Source organism: Bradyrhizobium sp. WSM2793 (genome assembly GCF_000379585.1).
In the GTDB taxonomy this organism is placed as follows: domain Bacteria; phylum Pseudomonadota; class Alphaproteobacteria; order Rhizobiales; family Xanthobacteraceae; genus Bradyrhizobium.
Map to the genome: position 1 here is coordinate 41565 of NZ_KB902779.1, position 23919 is coordinate 65483.

At 64.5% G+C, this 23919-nt stretch carries 23 protein-coding genes, 1 tRNA gene and 1 pseudogene; 12 read left to right on the forward strand and 13 right to left on the reverse strand.

The features are described from left to right. Positions 1 to 43 precede the first annotated feature (43 nt). The gene (locus tag A3AS_RS0114155) at positions 44 to 607 is read left to right on the forward strand and encodes a chlorite dismutase family protein (RefSeq protein WP_018318235.1); all 564 of its coding nucleotides are present in this window, start codon (positions 44 to 46) and stop codon (positions 605 to 607) included. A gap of 56 nt (positions 608 to 663) precedes the next feature. On the opposite strand, the gene A3AS_RS0114160 is transcribed toward A3AS_RS0114155, so the two are convergent. Next, a complete protein-coding gene (locus tag A3AS_RS0114160; RefSeq protein WP_018318236.1) occupies positions 664 to 1062 on the reverse strand; it encodes a gamma-glutamylcyclotransferase in 399 nt (132 codons plus the stop codon). Positions 1063 to 1137: 75 nt separating this feature from the next. Between A3AS_RS0114160 and A3AS_RS0114165 the strand changes: the two genes are divergently transcribed. Continuing rightward, the gene (locus tag A3AS_RS0114165; protein WP_018318237.1) at positions 1138 to 1941 is read left to right on the forward strand and encodes an N-formylglutamate amidohydrolase; all 804 of its coding nucleotides are present in this window, start codon (positions 1138 to 1140) and stop codon (positions 1939 to 1941) included. A 3-nt stretch (positions 1942 to 1944) separates the two neighbouring features. Here the strand turns inward: A3AS_RS0114165 and A3AS_RS0114170 are convergent, their stop codons facing one another. Beyond that, positions 1945 to 2565 carry a LysE family translocator gene (locus A3AS_RS0114170; protein ID WP_018318238.1) on the reverse strand — a complete coding sequence of 207 codons (621 nt, stop codon included), beginning with the start codon at positions 2563 to 2565 and terminating at the stop codon, positions 1945 to 1947. Positions 2566 to 2821: 256 nt separating this feature from the next. Beyond that, on the reverse strand, positions 2822 to 4267 hold the full coding sequence (locus A3AS_RS0114175; RefSeq protein WP_018318239.1) for an LVIVD repeat-containing protein: 1446 nt from the start codon (positions 4265 to 4267) through the stop codon (positions 2822 to 2824). A 116-nt stretch (positions 4268 to 4383) separates the two neighbouring features. On the opposite strand from A3AS_RS0114175, the gene A3AS_RS0114180 reads away from it, so the two are divergent. The 3 genes from A3AS_RS0114180 to A3AS_RS0114190 are packed head-to-tail and all read left to right on the forward strand — an operon-like array spanning position 4384 to position 5670. Then, positions 4384 to 4698 (forward strand): helix-turn-helix transcriptional regulator, encoded by a 315-nt coding sequence (locus tag A3AS_RS0114180; protein WP_018318240.1) that lies wholly within the window; start codon positions 4384 to 4386, stop codon positions 4696 to 4698. After that, positions 4691 to 5161, forward strand: coding sequence for an SRPBCC family protein (locus A3AS_RS0114185; protein WP_018318241.1), 471 nt, complete (start codon positions 4691 to 4693; stop codon positions 5159 to 5161). The genes A3AS_RS0114180 and A3AS_RS0114185 overlap by 8 nt, the downstream gene beginning before the upstream one ends. Beyond that, positions 5158 to 5670: an SRPBCC family protein gene (locus A3AS_RS0114190; RefSeq protein ID WP_018318242.1), complete on the forward strand. Its 513-nt coding sequence runs from the start codon at positions 5158 to 5160 to the stop codon at positions 5668 to 5670. Before A3AS_RS0114185 ends, A3AS_RS0114190 begins: the two co-directional genes overlap by 4 nt. 203 nt (positions 5671 to 5873) lie before the next feature. Here A3AS_RS0114190 and A3AS_RS0114195 read toward each other — a convergent pair whose 3' ends face one another. Further along, positions 5874 to 6644: a DUF2189 domain-containing protein gene (locus A3AS_RS0114195; RefSeq protein ID WP_026201985.1), complete on the reverse strand. Its 771-nt coding sequence runs from the start codon at positions 6642 to 6644 to the stop codon at positions 5874 to 5876. Positions 6645 to 6884: 240 nt separating this feature from the next. On the opposite strand from A3AS_RS0114195, the gene A3AS_RS0114200 reads away from it, so the two are divergent. Continuing rightward, positions 6885 to 9116 (forward strand): ATP-binding protein, encoded by a 2232-nt coding sequence (locus A3AS_RS0114200; RefSeq protein WP_018318244.1) that lies wholly within the window; start codon positions 6885 to 6887, stop codon positions 9114 to 9116. A 1-nt stretch (position 9117) separates the two neighbouring features. Here the strand turns inward: A3AS_RS0114200 and A3AS_RS0114205 are convergent. The 7 genes and pseudogenes from A3AS_RS0114205 to A3AS_RS0114235 all read right to left on the reverse strand — a co-directional run bounded on the left by A3AS_RS0114205 (position 9118) and on the right by A3AS_RS0114235 (position 14756). Continuing rightward, positions 9118 to 9560: pseudogene (locus tag A3AS_RS0114205) on the reverse strand (hypothetical protein). A gap of 2 nt (positions 9561 to 9562) precedes the next feature. After that, a complete protein-coding gene (locus A3AS_RS0114210; RefSeq protein WP_018318245.1) occupies positions 9563 to 9916 on the reverse strand; it encodes a nuclear transport factor 2 family protein in 354 nt (117 codons plus the stop codon). Between the two features lie 112 nt (positions 9917 to 10028). Further along, complete coding sequence (locus A3AS_RS0114215; protein ID WP_018318246.1) at positions 10029 to 10496, reverse strand: MarR family winged helix-turn-helix transcriptional regulator; 468 nt, start codon at positions 10494 to 10496, stop codon at positions 10029 to 10031. Between the two features lie 26 nt (positions 10497 to 10522). Beyond that, positions 10523 to 12133, reverse strand: coding sequence for an acyl-CoA synthetase (locus A3AS_RS0114220; protein ID WP_018318247.1), 1611 nt, complete (start codon positions 12131 to 12133; stop codon positions 10523 to 10525). 50 nt (positions 12134 to 12183) lie between these two features. Next, entirely contained in the window at positions 12184 to 13323 is a 1140-nt protein-coding gene (locus tag A3AS_RS0114225) for an epoxide hydrolase family protein (RefSeq protein ID WP_018318248.1), read from the reverse strand. A 224-nt stretch (positions 13324 to 13547) separates the two neighbouring features. Beyond that, entirely contained in the window at positions 13548 to 14003 is a 456-nt protein-coding gene (locus A3AS_RS0114230) for a GatB/YqeY domain-containing protein (protein ID WP_018318249.1), read from the reverse strand. 51 nt (positions 14004 to 14054) lie between these two features. Continuing rightward, positions 14055 to 14756: an alpha/beta fold hydrolase gene (locus A3AS_RS0114235; RefSeq protein WP_026201987.1), complete on the reverse strand. Its 702-nt coding sequence runs from the start codon at positions 14754 to 14756 to the stop codon at positions 14055 to 14057. A gap of 146 nt (positions 14757 to 14902) precedes the next feature. Between A3AS_RS0114235 and carA the strand changes: the two genes are divergently transcribed. After that, positions 14903 to 16093 (forward strand): glutamine-hydrolyzing carbamoyl-phosphate synthase small subunit, encoded by a 1191-nt coding sequence (gene carA / locus A3AS_RS0114240; protein ID WP_018318250.1) that lies wholly within the window; start codon positions 14903 to 14905, stop codon positions 16091 to 16093. Between the two features lie 163 nt (positions 16094 to 16256). Beyond that, positions 16257 to 16778, forward strand: coding sequence for a hypothetical protein (locus tag A3AS_RS0114245; RefSeq protein WP_018318251.1), 522 nt, complete (start codon positions 16257 to 16259; stop codon positions 16776 to 16778). A gap of 123 nt (positions 16779 to 16901) precedes the next feature. Here the strand turns inward: A3AS_RS0114245 and A3AS_RS0114250 are convergent, their stop codons facing one another. After that, positions 16902 to 17426, reverse strand: coding sequence for a Dps family protein (locus A3AS_RS0114250; RefSeq protein ID WP_018318252.1), 525 nt, complete (start codon positions 17424 to 17426; stop codon positions 16902 to 16904). A 114-nt stretch (positions 17427 to 17540) separates the two neighbouring features. On the opposite strand from A3AS_RS0114250, the gene A3AS_RS0114255 reads away from it, so the two are divergent. Together A3AS_RS0114255 and A3AS_RS47210 are read left to right on the forward strand one after the other, a co-directional pair. Then, positions 17541 to 18242 carry a class I SAM-dependent methyltransferase gene (locus tag A3AS_RS0114255; protein WP_018318253.1) on the forward strand — a complete coding sequence of 234 codons (702 nt, stop codon included), beginning with the start codon at positions 17541 to 17543 and terminating at the stop codon, positions 18240 to 18242. A 54-nt stretch (positions 18243 to 18296) separates the two neighbouring features. Beyond that, positions 18297 to 18372: transfer RNA gene (locus A3AS_RS47210), tRNA-OTHER, on the forward strand. Positions 18373 to 18540: 168 nt separating this feature from the next. Here A3AS_RS47210 and A3AS_RS0114260 read toward each other — a convergent pair. Next, positions 18541 to 18912, reverse strand: coding sequence for a helix-turn-helix transcriptional regulator (locus A3AS_RS0114260; protein ID WP_026201988.1), 372 nt, complete (start codon positions 18910 to 18912; stop codon positions 18541 to 18543). Between the two features lie 113 nt (positions 18913 to 19025). On the opposite strand from A3AS_RS0114260, the gene A3AS_RS0114265 reads away from it, so the two are divergent. Together A3AS_RS0114265 and carB are read left to right on the forward strand one after the other, a co-directional pair. Beyond that, entirely contained in the window at positions 19026 to 20195 is a 1170-nt protein-coding gene (locus tag A3AS_RS0114265) for an MFS transporter (RefSeq protein WP_018318255.1), read from the forward strand. Positions 20196 to 20448: 253 nt separating this feature from the next. Further along, entirely contained in the window at positions 20449 to 23913 is a 3465-nt protein-coding gene (carB, locus tag A3AS_RS0114270) for a carbamoyl-phosphate synthase large subunit (RefSeq protein ID WP_018318256.1), read from the forward strand. Positions 23914 to 23919 lie beyond the last annotated feature (6 nt).

Genomic DNA, 23919 nt, shown 5'->3' on the forward strand with positions numbered 1-23919 from the left:
CGAGCCCCTTGAACCTAACCCGGTTCCACGCTTCCATATCCCCATGTTCAGGACCTTTCGGGGCGGCCACAGCGGGGGCTGGCGTGTGATCTCGATCGCACCCGTGACCGGCGAGCCCCTGCCCTTCATGCCGGCGCTGTCGGTGACCGACAGCGAGGCCGTCTCATTGCCGCTGGTGCCCTCGCGCAATGCGTGGCGGCTGGTCGGCGCCCCGAGCAATTTGCGCTACACCGAGCGGCCCGAGAAGCAGCAGCTCACAGCCGTGCAGGACGGGCTCGGCCGGATGGAAGCAACCAGCGCGGCGCTGATCCCGATCCGCAAATCGCAGGCCTGGTGGGAGCTGACGCAGGAAGAGCGCCGCCAGATCTTCGAGGACAAGTCGCACCACATCGCGAGCAGCCTTCGTTTCCTACCCGCGATCGCGCGCCAGCTCTATCACTGCCGCGACCTCGGCGAGCCCTTCGATTTCCTGACCTGGTTCGAATTCGCCCCCGCGCATGCCTCGCTGTTCGAGGAGCTGGTGGGGATGCTCCGGGAAACCGAGGAATGGAGTTACGTCGAGCGCGAGGTCGACGTGCGCGTGGTGAAGGAAGTGCTGTCGGCTTAGAGCATGATCCGGAAAAGTGCGAAGCGGTTTTCCGAGAAGATCATGCTCGAAAACAACTAGTGCGCCAAGAACCGCCCGGACTCGATGAGCGGCAGACCCGTGACGGGCCAGTTGTAGACATAGGTCCAGGCCTTCTCGGTGGCGCCATCAGCCAGCGACACGTCGATCAGCCGGCGCAGATATTCGGTCGGCTCCGGAAAACCCTCGCCGCAGGCCTCGTACATGTCGAGCTCGCCCAGGAGCTCGTCAGGCACGCGCATCCGGAAGAGCTCGCCATGAACGATGTCGGAGGCAGCATTCGACAGCAGCAATCCCGGATAATGCTTCACCAGGACGAGCCGACCGCGGCAGGTCGCTTCACCCAGGAAATCCGCGTGGCCCGCGAGCAGTCGCGCCATCGGATGGTCGAAGCCGCGCATCAGGGTGCCGTAGACGAAAAGGCGATCGGAGGTCATGCTGCTCTAAAGTTGCGACGTCGGTGCAATATCGTTACTCCGTTTAGACACGTAATCGTTTCATAGGCAATCAGGATGGATCTGCACACGGCCGAGGCCGCCGATCAACTGCTCGGCGAGGGCGATATTTTGCCCGTGCATGAGGTAAATGCCGAAGGGACTTCGCCCTTTTTGCTCACCTCGGATCATTACGGACGGGTGCTGCCGCGCGCGCTCGGCGATCTCGGCATCGCGGAAAGCGAGCTTGTCAGGCACATCGGCTGGGACATCGGCATTGCCGGCGTCGCCGAGCGGCTCGCAAGGTTGCTGGATGCGCATCTGATCGCGCAGCGCTATTCGCGGCTCGTGATCGACTGCAACCGCCCGCCTTCTGCTGTAAGCTCGATCCCCGTGATCTCCGAAGCCACCGCGATCCCGCGCAACGAAGGGATATCGGATGGGGAGCGCGAGGCGCGGCGGCGCGAGATTTTCGAGCCCTATCATGATCGCATCGATGCCGCGATCGACGCCCGCCTGCACGACAAGCGGCCGACGGTGCTGGTGTCGCTGCACAGCTTCACGCCCGTCTATGCCGGCGTCGCGCGGCCCTGGCACATCGCCGCGCTGTACAACCGCGACACCGTGCTGCCGCAACTGCTGTTGAAACATCTGCGCGCAGAGGGCGATCTCGTTGTCGGCGACAACGAGCCTTACGCGGTCAGCGACCTCACCGACTACACCATCCCCGTCCACGGCGAAGGGCGGGGCCTCGTCAACACCGGCATCGAGATCCGGCAGGATCTGATCACCGACCACACCGGCCAGCAGCAATGGGCCGAACGGCTGGCAAGGATCCTTGCCGAGGTCGAGATGGAGCTGAAGGTGGAGCTGTTGGCGTAAGCCTCACTTCGCCCTGGTCAGCGCCAGCCAGATGCCGCCGCCGATCATGAAGCCGCCGGAGATGCGCGACATCATCCGCGTGCGGCGCGCCGAGAAGAATTTTCGCGCGCGGCCTGCGGCGACGGCGTAGAGCGCATCGGTCACCACGGCGGTGACCATGAAGGTCGCGCCCAGCAGCGCCACTTGCGGAAAGTGCGGCTGGCTCATGTCCATGAACTGCGGGATGAAGGCGCCGAAGAACACCAGCACCTTCGGATTTGACAGCAGCACCAGAAAACCCTGCAGGAAGAAGCCGCCGCGCGGCGGCGGAGGCGGTGTGTCGACATCGACGCCCTCGACCGGCGCCCAGATCAGCTTGATGCCGAGCCAGACGAGATAGGCGGCGCCGGCAAAGCGCACCCAGTCGAACCAGTAGCCCATGGTCGCCATCAGCGAGGTCAGGCCGACCGCGACGATGCCGATGACGATGGCAAGACCGGCCTGCGCGCCGGCCACGTTGGTCAGCGCGGCACGCGTGCCGTGGCGCAGGCCGTTGGCGATGACGAGGGTGACGATCGGCCCCGGCAGCAGCGCCAGCGCAATGCAGGCGGCGACGAAGGCGAAATAGGCTTGCATGGACATCATGGGGGAGACTCGGCTGATGGCGGCTTGCGGGTATTAATGCATGGGATGAGCGCAGAGGAAAGTGAGATGAGCGCAAGGTGCGCGCTCAACCAACGGTGTCATCCCCGCGAAAGCGGGGGATCCAGTACGCCGCAACGCCTCCGCACTTCACCAACGTCTCTGGAATACTGGATTCCCCGCCTGCGCGGGGAATGACAGCGGAGAATGTGGAAGCGACGTACCAACATCGACGCCGACATCGGTCCGCGCCGCATCGTCAGTTCTTCGGCAGGCCGGCGACATTGCGGGCCGGGCCGGTCAGCTCCAGGATATGCAGGCCGGTATTGGCGCGGTCGACGATGTAGATGTAGCCGCGATCATCGGTCTCGACATTGTTGGTCTGGATCGCGACCTTGCAGCGCTCGCCGCCCTCGATCGGGATGCAGCGCTTGTCGGTCGCAGCCGTGATCGAGGGAATGAAATAGCCGACCTCCTTGGGATGATAGGGATCGCGGATATCGAGCGCGCGCACGCCGGCATTGAAGAAGGCGATGAAGGCCATCTTCTTGTAGTAGACCGGCGCCATGCTCTCGTTGGAGGAATGCGCGCCGAAGCGTCCGCCGCGCTGACAGAACTGCCCGCTCGCCTCCGGCACAGTGTAGCTCGAGATCATCATCGGCCGCGTCTCGGTGGTGACGTCGGCGAACCACACCATCTGCCGCGCCTCGCCGCATTCGTTGAGGATCGCTTCATTCACGATCATGACGATGTCGCGGGTCTTGCCGTCCTTGTCCTCGGCGAATTCCGCGATGGGCATGTCGAGCATCGGAAACGTCGTGTGCGCGCCGTTGAAGGCGGACATCGGCATGCGCGCAATCTCGGGATAGCGCAGATTGTCCGGCGTCGGCTCCTTTGCCCCGCTCAAGAGCTTGTCGCGATCGACGATCTGCAAAATGCCGCCCTTGTTGGTGCCGTAACCGAAATAGACGCGGTTGCCGTCGGGCCCGGTCGAGATCGGCCCGTGCAATTCGGTCGGCAGCGCGCCGGTCGAACCGGGCTCCTGACCGGGCAGACCGAAATCGCGGATCTTCTGCGGGCGCGCGGGATCGGAGAGATCGTAGATCTGCGTCATGCGCCGCGTGCGCCAGTCCGGCGCGCCCGAGACGAGATAGGCAATGCCGGTGTCGCATTCCCACCAGCTCTTGTGGGTGTCCTTCAGGCCGCCGATGCGCGTGATGAGCACGGGGCTCGCGGGATCGGTGACGTTCCAGATCTCGTGCGCCTCGCCGCCGAACGTCCTGAGCATGTAGACCGCGTTGGGATCGCCCTTCGGCAAGGTCTTGCCGTCGCACACCCGCACCATCTGCGCGCCGCCGGATTCGTACTTGCCCTCCTGCCCCGGCAGATGCCGCAGATATTTCGGACGCGCGGGATCGGTGACGTCGACGATCGAGGTTCCGTTCGGCTCGGCCTTGCCCGTCATCGGATTGACGGGCGCGGGCACATCATCAGTGCCGCCGTGATGGCCGATATAGGCGATCCAGCGATCGCCCTGGTGATGGATGGTCGGCTGATAGGCGCTGCGGGCCTGGAGATCGTTGCTCCCGACGATCTTCATGTTGGAGGCTTCAGGCGGCGCGCCGATGGTCTGCTTCTGCGCCTGGGCCGCGGTGCTGCACGCGAAAAGGACGAGAGCGGCAACACGTGAAACGCGACGGAACATCAAAATCCTCCCGGAACCAATCTGCGTTGGCTGAGCGTCGAGGCTAGCACGGCCGACTGCGCGCGCCAAAGACTCCATCTTGACATGCAACCATTTGGTTGCCTATTATCGACACCATGGATGAAGTCTTCAAAGCGCTCGCCGATGCGTCACGACGGTCGCTGCTCGACAGGCTTCATGCCAGGAACGGCCAGACGCTGAACGAGCTCTGCGAGGGCCTCGCGATGACGCGGCAGGCCGTGACCAAGCACCTTGCGATCCTGGAAGAGGCCAATCTCGTCACCGCCATCAGGCATGGCCGCGAGAAGCTGCACTATCTCAATCCGGTGCCGATCCATCAGATCGGCGAACGCTGGATCAAAAAATTCGAGCGCGGCAAGCTTGCCGCGCTCAGCGAGTTGAAACGCCAGTTGGAGAAGCGCGATGAGTAAGCCGGAGTTCGTCTACGTGACCTATATCGAGACCACGCCGGAAAAGCTGTGGGAGGCGTTGACGTCGAGCGAATTCACCAGGCAGTACTGGTTCGGCGCCGAGGTCCGCTCCGACTGGCAGGTCGGCTCGCCTTTTGCGCTTACGCTCGACGGCGAGATCACCGATTCCGGCGAGATCCTGGAATCCGATCCGCCGCGCCGCCTGTCCTACAGCTTCAAGCACCAGAAATTCGAAGAGCTGCGCGGCGAGCCAATCTCACGCGTCGTCTTCACCATCGAACCGTTCGGCGCGCTCGTGCGTTTGACCGTGTTGCATGACGGCTTCGTCGAGGGCGGCAAATATCTCGGCGCCGTCTCCAATGGCTGGCCGGCGATCCTGTCCGGGCTCAAGAGCCTGCTGGAGAGAGGCAAAGTGCTCGCCATTCCCCGCACGGCGCTCAACAAGGGATTCGACGCAAAATGAACCTCGATCAATTCAAGCCGCTGACGGTCTACACCATCTACATCGCTTCGACGCCGGAGAAAGTGTGGGAGGCGCTGACCTCGGCCGAGTTCAGCAAGCAATATTTCTTCGGCAATGCCGTGGAGGTCGAGCCGCGCCTTGGCGGCGCGTTCACCGTGCGCACGCCCGATGGCGCGTTACACATCAGCGGCGAGGTTCTCGCCTACGATCCGCCGCGAAAGCTCTCGGTCACATTCAACGTGAACTGGCCCGAGCTGATCGAGAAGCTCGGCCCGACGCTCGTCACCTACGAGATTGAACAGGCCGGCGATGCGGTCCGGCTTACCATGTGCGAAGGCCACGACCGCCCGCTTAGCGACGACATCCTCGCCGGTGGCCGTTCGGGCTGGCCCGCGATCCTGTCCAGCCTCAAGAGCCTGTTGGAAACCGGCAAGCCGCTGGCGGTGAAGATGGGGCCACCGCAGCGGATGCTGGATGCGCTGAAGGCGATGGGGATCAAGACGCCTTAATTGATGAAGAACAAGCAGCGGTCGCTTCTTCCCCTCTCCCCTTGTGGGAGAGGGTGGCTCGCCGCGAAAGCGGCGAGACGGGTGAGGGGTCTGTCTCCGCGTCTGGGTCTCCCGCAATAGAATTCGCTGAGGCAACCCCTCATCCGGCGCTTCGCGCCACCTTCTCCCACAAGGGGAGAAGGAAAAGCAGCGGAGGCGACTAGCTACACCGGCACCACCAGCCGCCGATAAAGATGCCAGGTCGCATGCCCGAGCACGGGTAACGTCACGATCAGCCCGAGAAAGTAAGGCAGCGCCGAGACGATCAGCAGCATCACGATCACGGCGGCCCATGTGATCATCGGCAGCGGGCTCGTCACCACCGCGCGCACGCTTGTCACCATCGCCGTGACGAAATCGACCTCGCGGTCGAGCAGCAGCGGAAACGACACCACGGTCAGCGAGAACAGGATCAGCGACAGCACCGCGCCGACCGCATTGCCGATGCCGAGGAACAGCAGGCCTTCATTCGTGGTCAGCACCACGGTCATGAATTCCTGAAGGCTCGAGAACGAAGCGTGCAGACCGAGCAGCAGCGCGATCAGGAGCCGCACCTGATACATCCAGATCACGAACACGAACAGCGTGACGAACGCCATCCAGCCGATCTCGCTGCGCGCGCGCACGGCCGACCAGATCGCGCCGAACGAGACCGGCTCGCCGCGCTCGCGGCGGCGGCTGACCTCATAGAGCCCGATCGCCACGAATGGCCCGATCAACGCGAAGCCTGCCGCCAGGGGATAGACGAGATAGACCATTCCGAAGGCGGTGAGGCACAGCATGATGGCGATGCCGCCGGCGGCGTAGAGCGCGCCGAAGCAGAGACCGTAGAACGGCAGCGCCTGGAAATCGCGCAGACCCTCGACCAGCGCCTCGGCGATATCGGTCGCCGCGACGCGACGTACCACCGGATCGACCTTGCCGGAGATGGACATCAGCTCCCTCCACACATCGGCGCGATCTTTCGTCGCGCGCATGCTGCGATACTAGCGCCGCCGCGCGCAGGCGCAACTTGATGCCAGCCTGCGCGAAGAGCAGCGGCGAGGTAACAATGCTCGCGATGCGAAATCCTTCACCATCGGTGCGATTTTCGCGCCAATGCTATGGACTGGGCAGACGATCGTCCGCAAATTGTACCTCCGAGCAGATGCGCCTGAGAGCGGACCGCCCCACCGATGAGCCTGCGTACCCGGTTACTGATCCTCGTCATTGCCGCCATGCTGGTGCCCGCGATCCTGGTCGGGCTGCGTTTTGTGCAGAACCGGGCCAGCGAGATCGACGCGGCGCTGGCCAATCTGGCCGCATCCGCCGACGACATCGCGAGCGATCTGAACGAGAAGATCCAGGGCACCGCCCAGCTCCACTACGGTCTGGCCCGCGCCCGCGACCTCGACACGCGCGACAAGGCGGCGTGCTCGGCGTTTCTGTCGGAAGTGCGCGAAGAATATCCGCAGTTCACGGGCATCTTGACCATCGATCCCGACGGCAGCCTGTTCTGCGACTCGCTTCGGACCAACCGCACCCTCGACCTGAACGACCGCGGCTATTTCAAAGAGGTCAAGGGTCTTCAAGGCGTCGTTGCCGCGGAGCCGGTGTTCGGCCGCCTCACCGGGCTATCGGTGCTCCAGATCGCCTATCCCGTGCGATCGGAGGCGGGCGCGCTGAAATTCGTGCTGCTCGCGTCCTTCAACCTGAACAAATTCGCGGAATTTCACGACAAGCGGCTGCTGGCCGAGAAGGACATCCTGTTCGTCGACGCCAAGGGTACGGTCCTGGTCGCCCCCAAGGGCGGCGGCTGGAGCGTGCCCATTGGCGGGACCATTGCGGGCTCCGATCTGTTCCGCTTTGCGGCAGCGCCCGATGGCGAGCCATTTCGGGAAGTCACCGACCGCGGGGGCCGCACGCAGATCTGGGGCGTTGCCCGCTCGCCCTCGATGCGCAAGGCCGGCCTCACCATCATGGTCGGACGCTCCAAGGACGGACTGGTCGCGGCAGCGAACCGCCGGCTTTACGAGGACATGGCGATTCTCGCGGTGGCCTTACTGTTGCTCCTGGCCGGCTTATGGATCCTCACGACCGTGAGCATCGGCCGCCAGGTCGGGCGGCTCGCCACCATGGCGAAGAGGCTCGGGCGCGGAGATCTCAGCGCGCGCATTCCGGAGCCCCATCCGGGCGGCGAGCTCGGCGGATTGATGACCCTGCTCAACGGCACCGCCGAATCGCTGCAGCGGCAGCGCGCCGCGATCGCGGATCTCAACCAGAAGCTCAGCCAATCCCAGAAGATGGAAGCCATGGGCCAGCTCACCGGCGGCGTGGCGCATGACTTCAACAATCTCCTGACCGTCATTCTCGGCAATTCGGAGCATCTTGCCGACCAGCTGGCGGGAAACAAGGAATTGCACCGCATCGCCGGCGACATCGCGACCGCCGCCGAGCGCGGCTCTGACCTGACGCGGAGCCTGCTCGCCTTCGCACGCAAGCAGCCGCTGCGGCCGAGAGAGATCGACATCGCCGAGAAGGTGCTCGGCATGGAGCAGCTTCTGCGTCGGACACTGGGCGAGCACATCGAGTGCCGCTTCGCGCTCGAACGGGATTTATGGCCGGCCAGCGTCGATCCCGGCCAGCTGACGACAGCGCTGCTCAACCTCGTGCTCAACGCGCGCGATGCGATGCCGGAGGGCGGCAAGCTGACGGTCGAGGTCCATAACAGCTCGCTCGGTGAATCCGACCTCGACGTCAACGGCGAGCCGCGGCCCGGCGACTACGTGATGGTGGCCGTGACCGATACCGGCAGCGGCATGAGCGCCGAGGTGGTCAGCCGCGCGTTCGAGCCGTTCTTCACGACCAAGGAGGTCGGCAAGGGGACCGGCCTCGGCCTGAGCATGGTCTACGGATTTGCACAACAGTCCGGCGGACTTGTGCAGATACAGTCCGAGCCGGGACGAGGCAGTGTCGTCAGGCTGTTCTTTCCCCGCCTCGAAACACCGCCGGGCGAGGACCTGCGCCCAGCGGAAGCGACCGTCACACAAGCGGGACACGAGACCATTCTCCTCGTCGAAGACGACGACATGGTGCGGGCCTATGTCGAGAACGAGCTCAGGACGCTCGGCTACCGGGTCATCGCGACGTCGAACGGACCGGCAGCGCTGGAGGTGATGCGCCAACCCGGAGACATCCAGCTGCTGTTCACCGACGTCGTCATGCCCGGCGGCATGTTCGGGCCGGAGCTTGCGAAGCAAGCAACCGAGCTGCGGCCTGATCTCAAGGTGCTCTTCACCTCCGGCTACAGCCAGACGCCCGTCAAGACTCCGGACGGGGACGGCGACGCCCGCATTCTGACCAAGCCGTTCCGGCGAAAGGATCTTGCGGCGATGCTGCGGGCCGCGCTCTCGGAGCCGTCGCGGTAGATCAGGACGCTATCGCGAGCTGGAGCGCCACTGCGAGATTGGCCGCGAACAGGCCCGCGTCGATGACGAAGATCCGGAGCATCGGACCCTTCAACACCGGCCAGTAGGCGACCCCGACACGTCCGCCACGCATCAGCACCGGGAGGTTATAGGCGAACTGGCTGAAATGGCAGGCCGAAAAGAACAGGAACAGCGTGAGCTGCGCCTCGACCGGCTGGAAGAAGAGCGGACGCGCAGCCAGAAGGTAGAACGACAACAGCCCGATCGGCAGGTTCATCCCGCCCAGGAACGCAACGCTGGCCGCCAGGGTCGGCGCGATCGGATTGCTGCGCTCTTCCCGCGGCAGCAAGATCTTCAGCGTGTTGGCTGCGCAATGCTGAACTGGATGAAGGCGCCGCCGAACCACAGCGTGTTGAGGAGCAGGACGATATCCGAAAGGCGCATGGTCATTTTCCGTAAAAGGCTTCGCTGCGCACGACGCGGCCCGCGTCGTCAAAATCCATGAACTCGCTGGCGCGCGTGTCGCCGAGCTGCCACCACACCGTCAGGCGCGCGATGGCGTCGTCCCAGCTCCAGCTCAGGATCTTCAGGTCCGCGCTTTCGATGTGGCCATAGGCTTTGCGCCAATAGGCGCGGATATTCTCGATGCCGGCGACGACAGGCGAACCGGTCAGCGTCAGCGCCAGAGGGCTGCGCATCTGCGCATTCTCGGCGAAATGCGCGACAACCGCGTCGATATCGACCTTGCACCAATTCGCGCACCATGCCGCGACGAAGCGCTCGGCGGCCGCGCGATTCATTTTCGCGCTCAATGTATTCTGTCCGCTCATGACGACACGGCCCTCCCCGGCCTGTTGCCAGGACAGTGGCAAAGCCCGCCTCTCATGTCAACTACATTGACTTTAAGAACCGTCAGTTATTGTCGGCGATCGTCCCCATGACAGCCATCCATGCCGCCGCCCCGGATGCGCCGACGCGATCGAACGCCTCGCGCAAAACCTTGCGCTCGTGGTCCGAGGCCCGTTGCTCGATGCGCTGCCCGGCGGCCGTCAGACGCAGCAGCTTCGAGCGATGCTGCTCGGGCGAGCGCCTCGACGTCAGGAGCTTGCGTTCCAGCAGCAGGTTGAGCGGCCGGCTCAAGGCCTGCTTGGAAATGCCGAGGACCTCGAGCAGCGAGCCGATCGCGATATCGGGCCGCCGCGCCACCACGTAGAGGATACGATGATGCGGACGCGACAGGCCCTGCTTCGCAAGATATTCGTCCGCTTCCAGCGTCATCCCGCGCCAGCCGTAATACATGAGCTCGAGCGCCGCATCGAGATCGTGCAGCTTGTCGAGCGAAGCGCGGTGAAGTCCCGCGGCTTGAGACGTCTTGGCCATTGTCGGAAGTCAGCCCTGTTAAGAAGTCAGCCCTTGGCCCGCAGCTCGCGCCGCAGCACCTTGCCGGTCGCCGTCATCGGCAGCGTCTCGGCGAATTCGACGAAGCGCGGATATTCGTGCGCGGCAAGCTGCACCTTGACGAAGTCCTGGATCTCGCGCGCCAGCGCGTCAGTGCCGGTAAAGCCCGGACGCAGCACGATCCAGGCCTTGATCGATTCGGTGCGGATCGGATCGGGGATGCCGACCACCGCGGCCATTGCCACCGAGGGATGCTTCATCAGCGTGTGCTCGATCTCGGACGGGCCGACGCGATAGCCGGCGGTGGTGATGACGTCGTCCTCGCGGCTGACATACCAGAAATAGCCATCCTCGTCCTGCGCGCCGAGATCGCCGGTGAGCAGGAATTCGCCGGCATATTTCTTCGCCGTCGCCTCCGGATTGCGCCAATATTCGAGCATGGTGACGGGGCACGGCTGGCGCACGCCGATGATGCCGCGCTGGCCGCGCGGCAATTCCTCGCCCTTGGCGTTGACGATGCGGACGTCGAAGCCCGGCGTCGCCTTGCCCATCGCGCCGGGGCGGATCGGAAACAGGTTGGAGTTGCTGCCGATCACGAGATTGCACTCGGTCTGGCCGAACACCTCATGGGCGTCGATGCCGAAGGTCTCGCGCACCCAACCCAGCAGCTCGCCGCCAAGGGACTCGCCGCCGGTGAAGATGCTGCGGAGCTTGACGCCCGCGTGCTTGACGCCCGCCTGCCGCATCAGCTTCAGCGCTGTTGGCGGCAGGAAGACGTTGCGGACGCCGAGATCGGCCATCATCTGCATCGCCGCCTGCGGCTCGAATTTGCGCGCGCGATGCCCGACCAGGGGGATGCCGTGATACCAGAATGCGAGCAGGCCGTTGACGAGTCCGCCGATCCAGGCCCAGTCCGCCGGCGTCCACATGAGATCGCCTGGACGCGGCAGGAAATTGTGACACATCTCGACGTTGGGGAGATGACCGAGCACGACGCGGTGCGCATGCAGCGCGCCTTTTGGATTTCCCGTCGTGCCCGAGGTGTAGATGATCAGCGCGGGATCATCGGCGGCGGTGTCGACGGTCGCGAAGTCCTCGGACGCGGTTTCGATCGCCGGCCAGAATGGCTTTGCGCCGGCGTGGACGGCGCCGCTGGTGATGTAGATGTCCTGCAAATAGGGCAGCCGCTCGCGGATCTTCGTGAGCTTCTCCCAGCCCGCCTCATCAGTGACGATTGCCTTCGCCTGTGAATTCGACAGGCGGAATTCCAGCGCGTCCTCGCCGAACAGGGCGAACAGCGGGATCGAGACCAGGCCGGAGCGGAACGCCGCCATATGCGCGATCGGCAGCTCCAGCGACTGCGACAGGAACACCGCGACGCGGTCGCCGCGCGAAAGCCCATCGGCCTTCAGCACGTTGGCAAAGCGGCGCGACATGTCCGCGACCTCGTCGAAGGAGGTGCGCGTGGTGGCGCCGTTCTCGTCGACGTAAACAAGCGCGAGCCGGCCGGAGCCGTCGGCATGCCGATCGCAGCATGCTTCCGCCATGTTGAAGCGCGCCGGGATGTCCCAGCGGAAGTTGCGGACGAGCTCGTCGTAGGTCTTGGCTTCGGTGAGCATGGGCTTGGTCGTCTTCCCGGGGTCTCGTCGTTGTTGCCCAGTCTAGAGAGTTACCGCATCGTCCGGAAGAATTTCCTGACATCGCGCACGAACAGCTCCGGCTGCTCGAAGGCGGCGAAATGGCCACCCTTCTCCATCTCGCTCCAATGCGTGATGTTGTGAAAGTTCGGTTCCATCCAGCTCCGCACCGGCGTGATGATTTCCTTGGGGAACGCGGCGACGCCGGTCGGCGCCTTGACGACAGGCGTGGTGCGGCGCTTGCCAAAACTTTCCCAGTAGAGCCGCGCCGAGGAAGTCGCCGTCTCCGTCACCCAATAGAGCATGACGTTGTCGAGCAACTCGTCGCGGGTGAAGATGTTTTCGGGATGGCCGTTGCAATCGGTCCAGGCCCAGAATTTTTCCAAAATCCAGGCCGCCTGCCCGCTCGGCGAATCCGTGAGGCCATAGCCGAGCGTCTGCGGGCGCGTCGATTGCTGCTTAGAGTAGCCGGAGTCGAAATCGACGTAATGCTTGAGGCCGGCGAGTGCCCGCTTCTCCTCCGGAGTCGGCTCGCCCTCCATGCGCGGCGGCGAGTTGAAGGAGAGCGTGATGTGAATGCCGGCGCAGTGCGCGGCATCCTGTGCGCCGAGCGAGGCCGTCACCGCCGACCCCCAATCGCCGCCTTGCGCGCCATAGCGCGCATAGCCCAGCCGCTCCATCAGCTGCGCCCAGGTCACGGCGATGCGGTCGACGCCCCATCCGGTCGCCTTCGGCTTGGCGGAGAAGCCGAAGCCGGGCAGCGAAGGACAGATCACGTGAAACGCGTCCGCAGGATTGCCGCCATGCGCGACGGGATCGGTGAGCGGCGCGATCACCTTCTGGAATTCGACGATCGAGCCCGGCCAGCCATGGGTGATGATCAGCGGCAGCGCGTTTGGTTCTTTCGAGCGCACATGCAGAAAATGAATGTCGAGCCCGTCGATCTCGGTGGTGAACTGATCGAAGCGGTTCAGCTTTGCCTCGCGCGCTCTCCAATCGTATTCGCTCGCCCAATAGGCGCAGACCTCCCGGATCCACTTCAGCGGTGCGCCCTGGCTCCAGTCGTCGACCAGCTCCGCCTCCGGCCAGCGCGTGCGGGTGAGACGCGACTTGAGATCGGAGAGAATGTCGTCGCTGATGGCGATACGGAACGGTTTGATGGCGCCGGTCATCGTGCCTCCCGATTTTTCTTGTCGAGAGAGTAGACCGGATCGCAGCCACGTCAAAGGTACCGATCCTCCCCGGAGGGGGAGGATCGGTTCGCATGAAGCGAAGCGGCATGCGAACCGAGGTGGGGTGACAGTCTTTCCGCGGAAGCGCTGCCCGAGTGGAGAGATCACCCCACCCCGCTAGGCTTCGCGCGATCGACCCTCCCCGTCCAGGGGAGGGTAAGCAGCTAGCCCGACAGCGCGGCCTTCACGAGGCCGCTCGCCTTGCCGAAATCCATCTGCCCGGCATACTTCGCGCGCAGCACGGCGATCACCTTGCCCATGTCCTTCATGCCGGCGGCACCGGTCTCGCCGATCGCATCCGCGATCGCCTTCTTCACCTCGTCGTCGGCCATCTGCTTCGGCAGATACGCCGAGATCACTGCGATCTCCTCGCGCTCCTGGGCCGCGAGCTCGGCGCGGCCGCCCTTGTCGTAGAGCTCGACCGCCTCCTGGCGCTGCTTGATCATCTTCTGCAGCACACCGAGCAAGTCGGCGTCCGACAGCGGCGGCTTGCCGTTGCCGCGAGCGTCGATGTCGGCGTTCTTGATGGTCGAGTTGACCATGCGCAGCGTGGACAGCTTGCGCTCGTCCTTGGCCTTCATGGCCTCCTTGACCGCATTGTTGATGTCGTCGCGCAACATGATCGTGATCCCTTCGAATATCTGACGCCTGATCTAGGCCGTTCGCGGCCCCTAGACAACCTCGGTTCCGAGCCATTCGGTCAGGGCCCGCACTGTCGCTTCGGGCTGCTCGGCTTGCGGCAAGTGCCCGCAGCGATCGAGGACTTTGAGCCTTGCGCCGGCGATGCCCTCGGCCATCTCCCTGGAGAGCGCGTTCGGGATGGTGTTATCGGCATCGCCAGTCAACACAAGCGTCGGGCATTTGATGGCTGCGAGCGTCGGGCGTGAATCCACCCGTGCGATGATCGCGGACTGCTGCCGCAGATAGCCCTCGACACCGACATCCTCGTCCTGTGCATGCACCAGCTTGAGAATATCGGCATCATCGCGCCGCGACGGATGCACCAGCTCCGGAAAACTCTCCTCGCGGAGCTCGCCGTGCCGGGCGCGCTCCATCAGGCCGCGCCGGCGTGCGGTCGCCTCCGGCGTATCGGGCCGCGCCTGGGTATTGATCAGCGCGAGCTTTGACACCCGTTCGGGCGCCTGGCGCATGATCTCGAACGCGATGTAGCCGCCCATGGAATGGCCCGCGAGCGCGAAGCGCGGCGGGGCCTCGCTCAGCATGCGGGCGGCGATCGCCGCCATGCTGTCGTCGCGGATATGGTTGGCAACCATGACCGGGCCGAAACGCCACAGCGCCGGGATGACCGGGGCATAGATCCGGGCCGAGGAGGCCAGCCCCGGAACCAACAGAATCGGGGTGGTCTGGTCCATTATTGCCTCGCAAGCCCAGGAATTTGCCGGAAATTGTGCGGCCAAGCTTAGGAGCCCGAGACGGGCTGTCAAATATGCAAAAACGCATGTGAATCGGTGCATCTGCGCTTTGACGGGGGCGTCCGACAGGCTTATGAAACGCGCTCATGACACAACATGACAACGATCCCGCTTGGCCGGACCATAAACCGACCGCGCTCCTGGTGCTTGCCGACGGCACGGTGCTCGAAGGCTTCGGTCTCGGCGCCGAAGGCCACGCCGTCGGTGAAGTCTGCTTCAACACCGCGATGACCGGCTATGAGGAGATCCTCACCGATCCCTCCTATGCCGGGCAGCTCATCACCTTCACCTTCCCGCATATCGGCAATGTCGGTACCAACGAGGAAGACATCGAGACGGTGAACATGGCCGCCACACCTGGCGCCCGCGGCGTGATCCTGCGCACCGCGATCACCGATCCCTCGAACTATCGAGCCACCAAGCATCTCGACCAGTGGCTGAAGGCGCGCGGCATCATCGGCCTCTCCGGCATCGACACCCGCGCACTGACCGCGCTGATCCGCTCAAAGGGCATGCCCAATGCCGTGATCGCGCACGCCAGGAACGGCGAGTTCGACCTGCATGGCCTCAAGGAAGAGGCGCGCGAATGGCCGGGCCTCGAGGGCATGGACCTCGTGCCGATGGTCACAAGCGGCCAGCGCTTCACCTGGGACGAGACGCCGTGGCTGTGGGACAAGGGCTTTGGCCGCCAGGACAAGGTGGAGTTCAACGTCGTCGCCATCGACTACGGCATCAAGCGCAACATCCTGCGCCTGCTCGCCGGCGTCGGCTGCAAGGTGACGGTGGTGCCGGCGACGACTTCGTCCGAAGACATTCTGGCGATGAAGCCGGACGGCGTGTTCCTGTCCAACGGTCCGGGCGATCCGGCCGCGACCGGCAAATATGCCGTGCCTGTGATCCGGGACGTCATCAAGTCCGGCACGCCGACCTTCGGCATTTGCCTCGGCCACCAGATGCTCGGCCTCGCCGTCGGCGCCAAGACGAAGAAGATGCATCAGGGCCATCACGGCGCCAACCACCCCGTGAAGGACGAGACCACCGGCAAGGTCGAGATCACCTCGATGAACCACGGCTTTGCGGTGGACGAGACCACGCTGCCGAAGGGCGCGACGCAGACCCACATCTCGCTGTTCGACGGCTCCAATTGCGGCATCCAGCTCGACGGCAAGCCGGTGTTCTCGGTGCAGTACCACCCCGAGGCCTCACCAGGCCCGCGCGACTCACACTACCTGTTCCAGCGTTTTGCGGATCTGATGCGGCAGAAGAAGAGCGCGTAAGACGCGCGCTCTCATGCCCCGCTGACTGGGCCTCGCGGCTCTGGGGTCCCGGCTCTGCGCCGCGGCGTTGCACGCTGCAGCGCGTCCGGGACAGGTGACCTGTTGAGGAACGCCTCCACCCGATAGAATGTTGTCCCGCTGTCTTTGCAGCCGGAGTCCCGCCATGTCCGTCGTCCGCGACAACGCCCAGCCGCTCGCCATCGTGTTCGAGGATGACGGGCTCGTGCCGAACAACATCCTTCCGTTCCTGGTCTACCAGGCTGCGGTGAAGCTCGACCCGGAGCGGCCGGAAGAGACCATTGAGAACCTGTTCGAAGCGAATGGCTGGGGCGGGACGTGGCGGAACGGCGTCTACGATTATCTGCATTACCACGCGACGGTGCATGAGGTGCTCGGCGTTGCGCGCGGCAGTGCCCGCGTCCGCTTCGGCGGCGACCATGGTCAGGAGCTCGAGATCAAGGCGGGTGATGTCGCGATCCTGCCGGCCGGCACCGGCCATCAACGCATCAGGGCGAGCGAGGATTTTTGCGTGATCGGCGCCTATCCGCCCGGGGCAGAGATGGAGATCACGCGCGCAACGCCCGAGAACCACGCGAAAGCGTTGAAGACGATTCCGAACGTCGCGATGCCGCCGGCCGATCCCGTGACGGGCACGGATGGGGCGTTAATGCGGCTGTGGCGGTAGCCACAACGGCGGCGCCGTAGGTGGGCAAAGCGAAGCGAGCCCACCAATCTATTCAAGCCGAAAGGAAAGATAGTGGGCACGGCGGGCAAGAGCGCGCCTTTGCCCACCCTACGACACCGTGCCCTACGCCTCGTTGCCACCCTCCTGCCGCGTGGCCTCGAACAGGAACCACGTCCGGCGCTCGGTCTCGTCGATGAACACTTCCAAAATGCTGGCGCTGGCGACATCGCCGGCGTCGTCGCAGACCTCGTGCGCTTTGCGCATCGCAGCCGCGACGTGCTTGTTGTCCTGCATCAGCTCGCGCAGCATCTCGCGCGGCGGGACGTAGTCCTCGTTGTTGTCCTTGATGGTCTGGAGCTTTGCGACCTGGCCGATCGACTTCAGCGTGGTGCCGCCGATCTTGCGGACGCGCTCGGCGAGCTGGTCGGTGGTGGCGAAGATCTGGTCGGACTGCTCGTCGAGCAGCAGATGATAGTCGCGGAAATGCCGGCCGCTGATGTGCCAGTGAAAATTCTTGGTCTTCAGATACAGCGCGAAGGCGTCGGCCAGAAGTACGTTGAGCGCCTCCGAAACCTTCTTGACCCCGTCGGGCGACAGGTCGGTGGGGGTATCGAGATCGGGCGAGACCTTGTTGTTGGTTTTGCTCACGGGAAGCCTTCCTGTTAGGACGCGGACATTGACGGCGCGCCGTCGCACCCCTAACGCAAGGCGGGCAGCGCCGGTTCCTTGACGGGAACCGTTTGGCCGGGACCATCGAATACCATGGACGATTGGATCGATTATTACGACTCGACGCATACGATCTATGTCAGCAAGCTGCATCGCGACTTGCACTTCCAGATCATCGCGCGGGACATCATCGGCTATATCCCCTCGCCGGACGCGACGGTGCTGGACTATGCCTGCGGCGAGGCGCTCTCGGCGACCCAGGTGGCCGCTAGCTGCGGCAAGCTGATCCTCGCCGAGCCCGCGCCGGGCGTGCGCGGCCGGCTGATCGCGCGGTTTGCCCCGAACACCAAGATCCGTGTCCGCTCGCTCGACGATGTCCGCAAGATGCAGGACCAGTCGATCGACCTCGTCGTGATGAACTCGGTCGCGCAATACATGGCGCCGGACGAGCTCGATGCCGCGCTCCTCACCATCCGCCGTATCCTGAAGCCCTCCGGCAAGCTGGTGCTGGGGGACATCCTCCAGCCCAACGTCGGGATGTTCAGGGACGTCATGGCGCTGCTCGGCTTTGGCCTGCGCCACGGTTTTCTGAAAGACGCGCTGATCGGGCTGATTAGCACCGCGCTGTCCGACTACCGTCATCTGCGCACGCGTATCGGGCTCCAGCGCTACAGCGAGGAGGAAATTACCGCCAAGCTGAGAGCGGCCGGGTTCGCGGTCCAGCGCGCCAACACCAATATCGGCCACAATCGCTGGCGCATGACCTTCATCGCGCGGCCGCCTCTGGTTCGTTAAGCATAACAATTAGCCGTTGTAGCTTGTCGCACTGCAATCGGTAATGATCGCCTCGGCCCGGTGGCGGAAGCGTCTACGCGAGGGCGGTGCAACGCTCTACATCCTGGTTCAAATCCAGGCCGGGTCTCCAGCCTTCGCTGCTTACGCAGCTTCGGCTCGGCAAGCCTTTTCGTGGCGAAGGCTGCCGCGGCCATGCCCGAAGGGCGAAGCCGGGCGTGGTGCAGCCATCCGCAGGGTCGAAGCATGTCCGGCGTAGCTGGAGCGCAGCGGAAGCGAAGACGGACTGCCCGCCCCAACCTCAATCTGCCGCAACCACTTCACCCTCCGGCAGCAACTGAAGCCGCTCGGCATCCCTGGCCGCGGATTTGATCACCGCATCGAGCAGGCCGGGAAAACGCGCGTCCAGATCCTCGCGGCGCAGCCGCATGAAGCGGTTGGTGCCGGCCACGCGCGTCTGCATCAGGCCGCATTCGCGCAGCTTGGCGAAGTGATAGGCGAGGTTGGACTTGCCCGCGAGCCCGTTGAAGTCGCCGCAGCAGAGCTCGCTGCTGACACCTTCCTGCTGGGCAAGCTGGTAGACGATGGCGAGCCGGATCGGATCGCTCAGGCAATCCAGCACCATCGGCAGCTCGATCTGCTCGGAGGTCGGGTGGAGAGGTGTGCGGCTCATGATCCGGGAATCATAGCGAAGCGGCCACAATGTTCAATAGTTCTTGAACCAATTGACTTACAAACCACCACGCCCAATAGTTCAATAAACGTTGAACATAGGGATCTCGTCCAATGAGCGTATTCTGGCTGGCCCTGGCGGCCTTTGCGATCGGCACCGAAGGCTTTGTAATCGCAGGCCTTTTGCCCGGCATCGCCGCCGATCTACAGATTTCGGTCTCCGCCGCCGGCCAATTGGTCACGGCCTACGCCCTCACCTATGCCGTGGGCTCGCCGATCCTGGCCGTCGCGCTGAACAATATCGACCGCCGCACCGTGCTGGCCCTGGCACTGGCGACCTTCATCGCCGGAAATCTCGCCGCGATGGTGGCTTCCAGCTACGCCCTGCTGCTGGCCTCGCGGATGCTGATGGCGCTGGGCTCCGGGCTTTGCATGCCGACGGCGCTCGCAGTGTCCGTGGCGGTCGCCTCGCCGGAACGGCGCGGCCGAGCGGTGGCGCTGGTCACGTCGGGCCTGACGGTCGCGACCGTCATTGGCGTTCCCCTCGGCAATCTCGTCGGCAGCCTGCTCGGCTGGCGCGCGACCTTTGCCATGGTCGCCCTGATCGGCACCGTCGCGCTTGCCGGGCTGCTGCTCGGCCTGCCCCGCGGCCTGCCGCGCAACACCGCCTCGCTCGGCGAACGGCTGGCCGTGGCGCGTCACAGCAATGTCCTGGTCGCGCTTGTGATCACGATCCTATGGGCGCTCGGGGGCTTCACCGTCTTCACCTACTTCGCGATTCCGCTGCGCGGCCTCGGCTTCGATGCGCAGCAAATCAGCCTTGCGTTGCTGGTGTTTGGCGGCGCGGCCGCGATCGGGAACATGTTCGGCGGCTTACTTGCCGACCGGCTCGGTACGCTCGCCACCGTGGGCCTCGGGCTCGCCGGCATGGCAGCAGCGCTGATCCTGCACTCGGTGGTCCTGAAGCTGATGCCGGGCCAGGCGCACTATGCGGTGCTGGGCGCGATCTTCCTCTGGGGCATCTCGGGCTGGGCATTCTACCCGGCCCAGGTCGCCAGCATCATCCGGATCGAGCCGCAGGCCTCGATGATCGCGCTCTCGCTCAACGCCTCCGCCATGTATCTCGGCTTCGCCATCGGCGGGGCATTGGGCGGGGCGGTGCTGGCCACCCTCTCGCCGACCGACCTCGGCTGGATCGGCGGAACGAGCGTTGCGGCCTCACTTCTGGTGCATCTCGCCCGTGGCTGGCAGGCCAGGCCAAAACCCGTCAAAATTGCCGGTTGATGGGCGTTTTTCGGGGTTTCGCCGCTCCGGAATCTGGTCTAAGACGCACCCGCGCGCGAGGGAGACCACCGCGCGCGCGCATGATCCGCCAAAGTGTAGGCGGTTTGGCGTCAAGATCATGCGCCTCTTATAAGAGGTAGAAGCGCGATCGGACGCAAAACCGGTGGCCACTTTTGCTGATCGCGCTTCGGCCAAAGGGACGCGCAGGAGCGCGCCCTTTTTTTGTGCCTAAATTCCAGTCCGGCGAGAGTTGATGCCCAAACGTACAGACATCACCACCATCCTGATCATCGGCGCCGGTCCCATCGTGATCGGCCAGGCCTGCGAGTTCGACTATTCGGGCACCCAGGCGGTGAAGACGCTGAAGGAAGAGGGCTATCGCATCGTCCTCGTCAATTCCAACCCGGCCACCATCATGACCGACCCGGAATTGGCCGATGCGACCTATATCGAGCCGATCACGCCCGAGATCGTCGCCAAGATCATCGAGAAGGAACGTCACGTCATCCCCGGCGGCTTCGCGCTGCTGCCGACCATGGGCGGACAGACCGCGCTGAACTGCGCGCTGTCGCTGCGCCGCCAGGGCACGCTCGACAAGTTCGACGTCGAAATGATCGGCGCGACCGCGGATGCGATCGACAAGGCGGAAGACCGCCAGCTGTTCCGCGAGGCCATGACCAAGATCGGGCTCGAGACGCCGAAGTCGCGGCTCGCCAACGCCTCGGCGCTGAAGAAATCGTTCCGCGACAAATATCAGGCCGAGCGCGAAAAACTCTCCGGCGCCGCGCTCGAAGAGCATGAGCGGCAGTGGACTCTCGGCGAGAGCGAGCGCCGCAAGCGCTACCAGGAATACGCCTTCGGCCAGGCCATGATGGCGCTGTCCGAGATCGGCCTGCCCGCGATCATCCGCCCCTCCTTCACCATGGGCGGCACCGGTGGCGGCATTGCCTACAACAAGGAAGAGTTCCTCGACATCATCGAGCGCGGCCTGGATGCGTCTCCGACCAACGAAGTGCTGATCGAAGAATCCGTGCTCGGCTGGAAAGAGTACGAGATGGAGGTGGTGCGCGACAAGAAGGACAATTGCATCATCGTCTGCTCGATCGAGAACCTCGATCCGATGGGCGTGCACACCGGCGATTCCATCACGGTGGCGCCGGCGCTGACGCTGACCGACAAGGAATACCAGATCATGCGCGACGCCTCGCTGGCGGTGCTGCGCGAGATCGGGGTGGAGACCGGCGGCTCCAACGTGCAGTTCGGCGTCAACCCCGAGGACGGCCGCATGGTCGTCATCGAGATGAACCCGCGCGTGTCGCGCTCGTCCGCTCTGGCTTCGAAGGCCACCGGCTTCCCGATCGCGAAGGTCGCGGCCAAGCTCGCGGTCGGCTACACGCTCGACGAGATCGCCAACGACATCACCGGCGGCGCCACGCCGGCCTCGTTCGAGCCAACCATCGACTACGTCGTCACCAAGGTGCCGCGCTTCGCCTTCGAGAAATTCCCCGGCGCCTCCACCACGCTGACGACGTCGATGAAGTCGGTCGGCGAAGTCATGGCGATCGGCCGCACCTTCCAGGAAAGCCTGCAGAAGGCGCTGCGCGGGCTCGAGACTGGCCTCACCGGCCTCGACGAGATCGAGATCGAAGGTCTCGGCCGCGACGACGACAAGAATGCGATCCGCGCCGCGCTCGGCACGCCGACGCCGAACCGGCTGCTCCAGGTCGCCCAGGCGATGCGGCTCGGCTGGTCGAACGAGGAAATCTTCAACTCCTGCAAGATCGATCCGTGGTTCCTCAGCGAGATGCGCGGCATCGTCGACATGGAGGAGAAGGTCCGCAAGAACGGCCTGCCGGGCAATGCCTTCGGCATGCGCACGCTCAAGGCCATGGGCTTCTCCGATGCGCGGCTCGCGGTGCTCGCCGAGACGACGGAAGCCGAGGTCACCGCGAAGCGCCACGCGCTCGGCGTTCGTCCGGTGTACAAGCGCATCGACACCTGCGCGGCCGAATTCGCCTCGCCGACCGCCTATATGTATTCGACCTATGAGGCGCTGTTCGCGGGCGCACCGGCGGACGAGAGCACGCCGTCCGACAAGAAGAAGGTCATCATTCTCGGCGGCGGACCGAACCGCATCGGCCAGGGCATCGAATTCGACTATTGCTGCTGTCACGCCTGCTTCGCGCTGCATGATGCCGGCTATGAATCCATCATGGTCAACTGCAATCCGGAAACCGTGTCGACCGATTACGACACCGCCGACCGGCTGTATTTCGAGCCGCTCACTGCCGAGGACGTGCTGGAGATCATCGCCAAGGAGCGCAGCAACGGCACGCTGCACGGCGTGATCGTGCAGTTCGGCGGCCAGACGCCGCTGAAGCTCGCGCGCGCGCTGGAAGCCGCCGAAGTGCCGATCCTCGGCACCTCGCCTGACGCCATCGATCTTGCCGAGGACCGCGACCGCTTCAAGCGCGTGCTCGACAAGCTGCGTCTCAAGCAGCCCAAGAACGGCATCGCCTATTCGGTCGAGCAGGCAAGGCTCGTCTCTGCCGATCTCGGCCTGCCGCTGGTGGTGCGCCCGTCCTACGTGCTCGGCGGCCGTGCGATGCAGATCATCCGCGAGGAGAACCAGCTCAACGACTATCTGCTCGGCACGCTGCCGGAGCTGGTGCCGGCCGACGTCAAGGCGCGCTATCCGAACGACAAGACCGGGCAGATCAACACCGTGCTCGGCAAGAACCCGCTGCTGTTCGATCGTTATCTCTCGGACGCAACCGAGATCGACGTCGACTGCCTCTGCGACGGCAAGGACACCTTCATTGTCGGCATCATGGAGCACATCGAGGAAGCCGGCATCCATTCCGGCGACAGCGCCTGCTCGCTGCCGGCGCATTCGCTCGAGCCTGAGATGATCGAGGAGCTGGAGCGGCAGACCCGCGAGCTCGCGCTCGGCCTCGACGTCGTCGGCCTGATGAACGTGCAATACGCCGTCAAGGACGGCGAGATCTACGTGCTCGAGGTCAATCCGCGTGCCTCGCGCACCGTGCCGTTCGTCGCCAAGGTGGTCGGCACGCCGGTCGCGAAGATCGCCGCGCGCATCATGGCCGGCGAGAAGCTTGCCGATTTCAAGCTGAAGAAGGCAAAGCTCAAGCACGTCGGCGTCAAGGAATCGGTATTCCCGTTCGCGCGCTTCCCCGGCGTCGACACGGTGCTCGGCCCCGAGATGCGCTCGACCGGCGAGGTCATGGGCATCGACCGCAATTTCGAGGTCGCCTTCGCCAAGAGCCAACTCGGCGGCGGCACGCGAGTACCGCGCAAGGGCACGGTGTTCGTCTCGGTGCGCGAGAGCGACAAGACGCGCATCGCCGATGCGGTGCGCGAACTGCATTCGCTCGGCTTCAAAGTGCTGGCGACCTCGGGCACCCAGCGCTTCCTGACCGATCAGGGCATCCCGACCGAGAAGGTGAACAAGGTGCTGGAGGGTCGGCCGCACATCGTCGACGCCATCACCAATGGCGACGTCCAGCTCGTCTTCAATACCACTGAAGGCCCGCAGGCGCTCGCCGACAGCCGTTCGCTGCGGCGCGCGGCCCTCTTGCATAAAGTGCCGTATTACACCACTCTTTCCGGGGCCGTGGCGGCCGCGCAGGGCATCCGCGCCTATCTCGGCGGGGACCTTGAGGTTCGTACCCTGCAGAGCTACTTTTCGGAAACCTGATCGCGA

Excerpts from the sequence above, each read along its gene's own strand:
- A3AS_RS0114235 (WP_026201987.1), bottom strand. The coding sequence starts at position 14,756 with ATGGACCAGACCACCCCGATTCTGTTGGTTCCGGGGCTGGCCTCCTCG.
- A3AS_RS0114160 (WP_018318236.1), bottom strand. The coding sequence starts at position 1,062 with ATGACCTCCGATCGCCTTTTCGTCTACGGCACCCTGATGCGCGGCTTC.
- carA (WP_018318250.1), top strand. The coding sequence starts at position 14,903 with ATGACACAACATGACAACGATCCCGCTTGGCCGGACCATAAACCGACC.
- A3AS_RS0114200 (WP_018318244.1), top strand. The coding sequence starts at position 6,885 with ATGAGCCTGCGTACCCGGTTACTGATCCTCGTCATTGCCGCCATGCTG.
- A3AS_RS0114190 (WP_018318242.1), top strand. The coding sequence starts at position 5,158 with ATGAACCTCGATCAATTCAAGCCGCTGACGGTCTACACCATCTACATC.
- A3AS_RS0114170 (WP_018318238.1), bottom strand. The coding sequence starts at position 2,565 with ATGATGTCCATGCAAGCCTATTTCGCCTTCGTCGCCGCCTGCATTGCG.
- A3AS_RS0114165 (WP_018318237.1), top strand. The coding sequence starts at position 1,138 with ATGGATCTGCACACGGCCGAGGCCGCCGATCAACTGCTCGGCGAGGGC.
- A3AS_RS0114175 (WP_018318239.1), bottom strand. The coding sequence starts at position 4,267 with ATGTTCCGTCGCGTTTCACGTGTTGCCGCTCTCGTCCTTTTCGCGTGC.
- A3AS_RS0114195 (WP_026201985.1), bottom strand. The coding sequence starts at position 6,644 with ATGTCCATCTCCGGCAAGGTCGATCCGGTGGTACGTCGCGTCGCGGCG.
- A3AS_RS0114225 (WP_018318248.1), bottom strand. The coding sequence starts at position 13,323 with ATGACCGGCGCCATCAAACCGTTCCGTATCGCCATCAGCGACGACATT.
- A3AS_RS0114185 (WP_018318241.1), top strand. The coding sequence starts at position 4,691 with ATGAGTAAGCCGGAGTTCGTCTACGTGACCTATATCGAGACCACGCCG.
- A3AS_RS0114255 (WP_018318253.1), top strand. The coding sequence starts at position 17,541 with ATGGACGATTGGATCGATTATTACGACTCGACGCATACGATCTATGTC.
- A3AS_RS0114245 (WP_018318251.1), top strand. The coding sequence starts at position 16,257 with ATGTCCGTCGTCCGCGACAACGCCCAGCCGCTCGCCATCGTGTTCGAG.
- A3AS_RS0114230 (WP_018318249.1), bottom strand. The coding sequence starts at position 14,003 with ATGTTGCGCGACGACATCAACAATGCGGTCAAGGAGGCCATGAAGGCC.
- A3AS_RS0114155 (WP_018318235.1), top strand. The coding sequence starts at position 44 with ATGTTCAGGACCTTTCGGGGCGGCCACAGCGGGGGCTGGCGTGTGATC.
- A3AS_RS0114210 (WP_018318245.1), bottom strand. The coding sequence starts at position 9,916 with ATGAATCGCGCGGCCGCCGAGCGCTTCGTCGCGGCATGGTGCGCGAAT.
- A3AS_RS0114220 (WP_018318247.1), bottom strand. The coding sequence starts at position 12,133 with ATGCTCACCGAAGCCAAGACCTACGACGAGCTCGTCCGCAACTTCCGC.
- carB (WP_018318256.1), top strand. The coding sequence starts at position 20,449 with ATGCCCAAACGTACAGACATCACCACCATCCTGATCATCGGCGCCGGT.
- A3AS_RS0114260 (WP_026201988.1), bottom strand. The coding sequence starts at position 18,912 with ATGAGCCGCACACCTCTCCACCCGACCTCCGAGCAGATCGAGCTGCCG.
- A3AS_RS0114215 (WP_018318246.1), bottom strand. The coding sequence starts at position 10,496 with ATGGCCAAGACGTCTCAAGCCGCGGGACTTCACCGCGCTTCGCTCGAC.
- A3AS_RS0114180 (WP_018318240.1), top strand. The coding sequence starts at position 4,384 with ATGGATGAAGTCTTCAAAGCGCTCGCCGATGCGTCACGACGGTCGCTG.
- A3AS_RS0114265 (WP_018318255.1), top strand. The coding sequence starts at position 19,026 with ATGAGCGTATTCTGGCTGGCCCTGGCGGCCTTTGCGATCGGCACCGAA.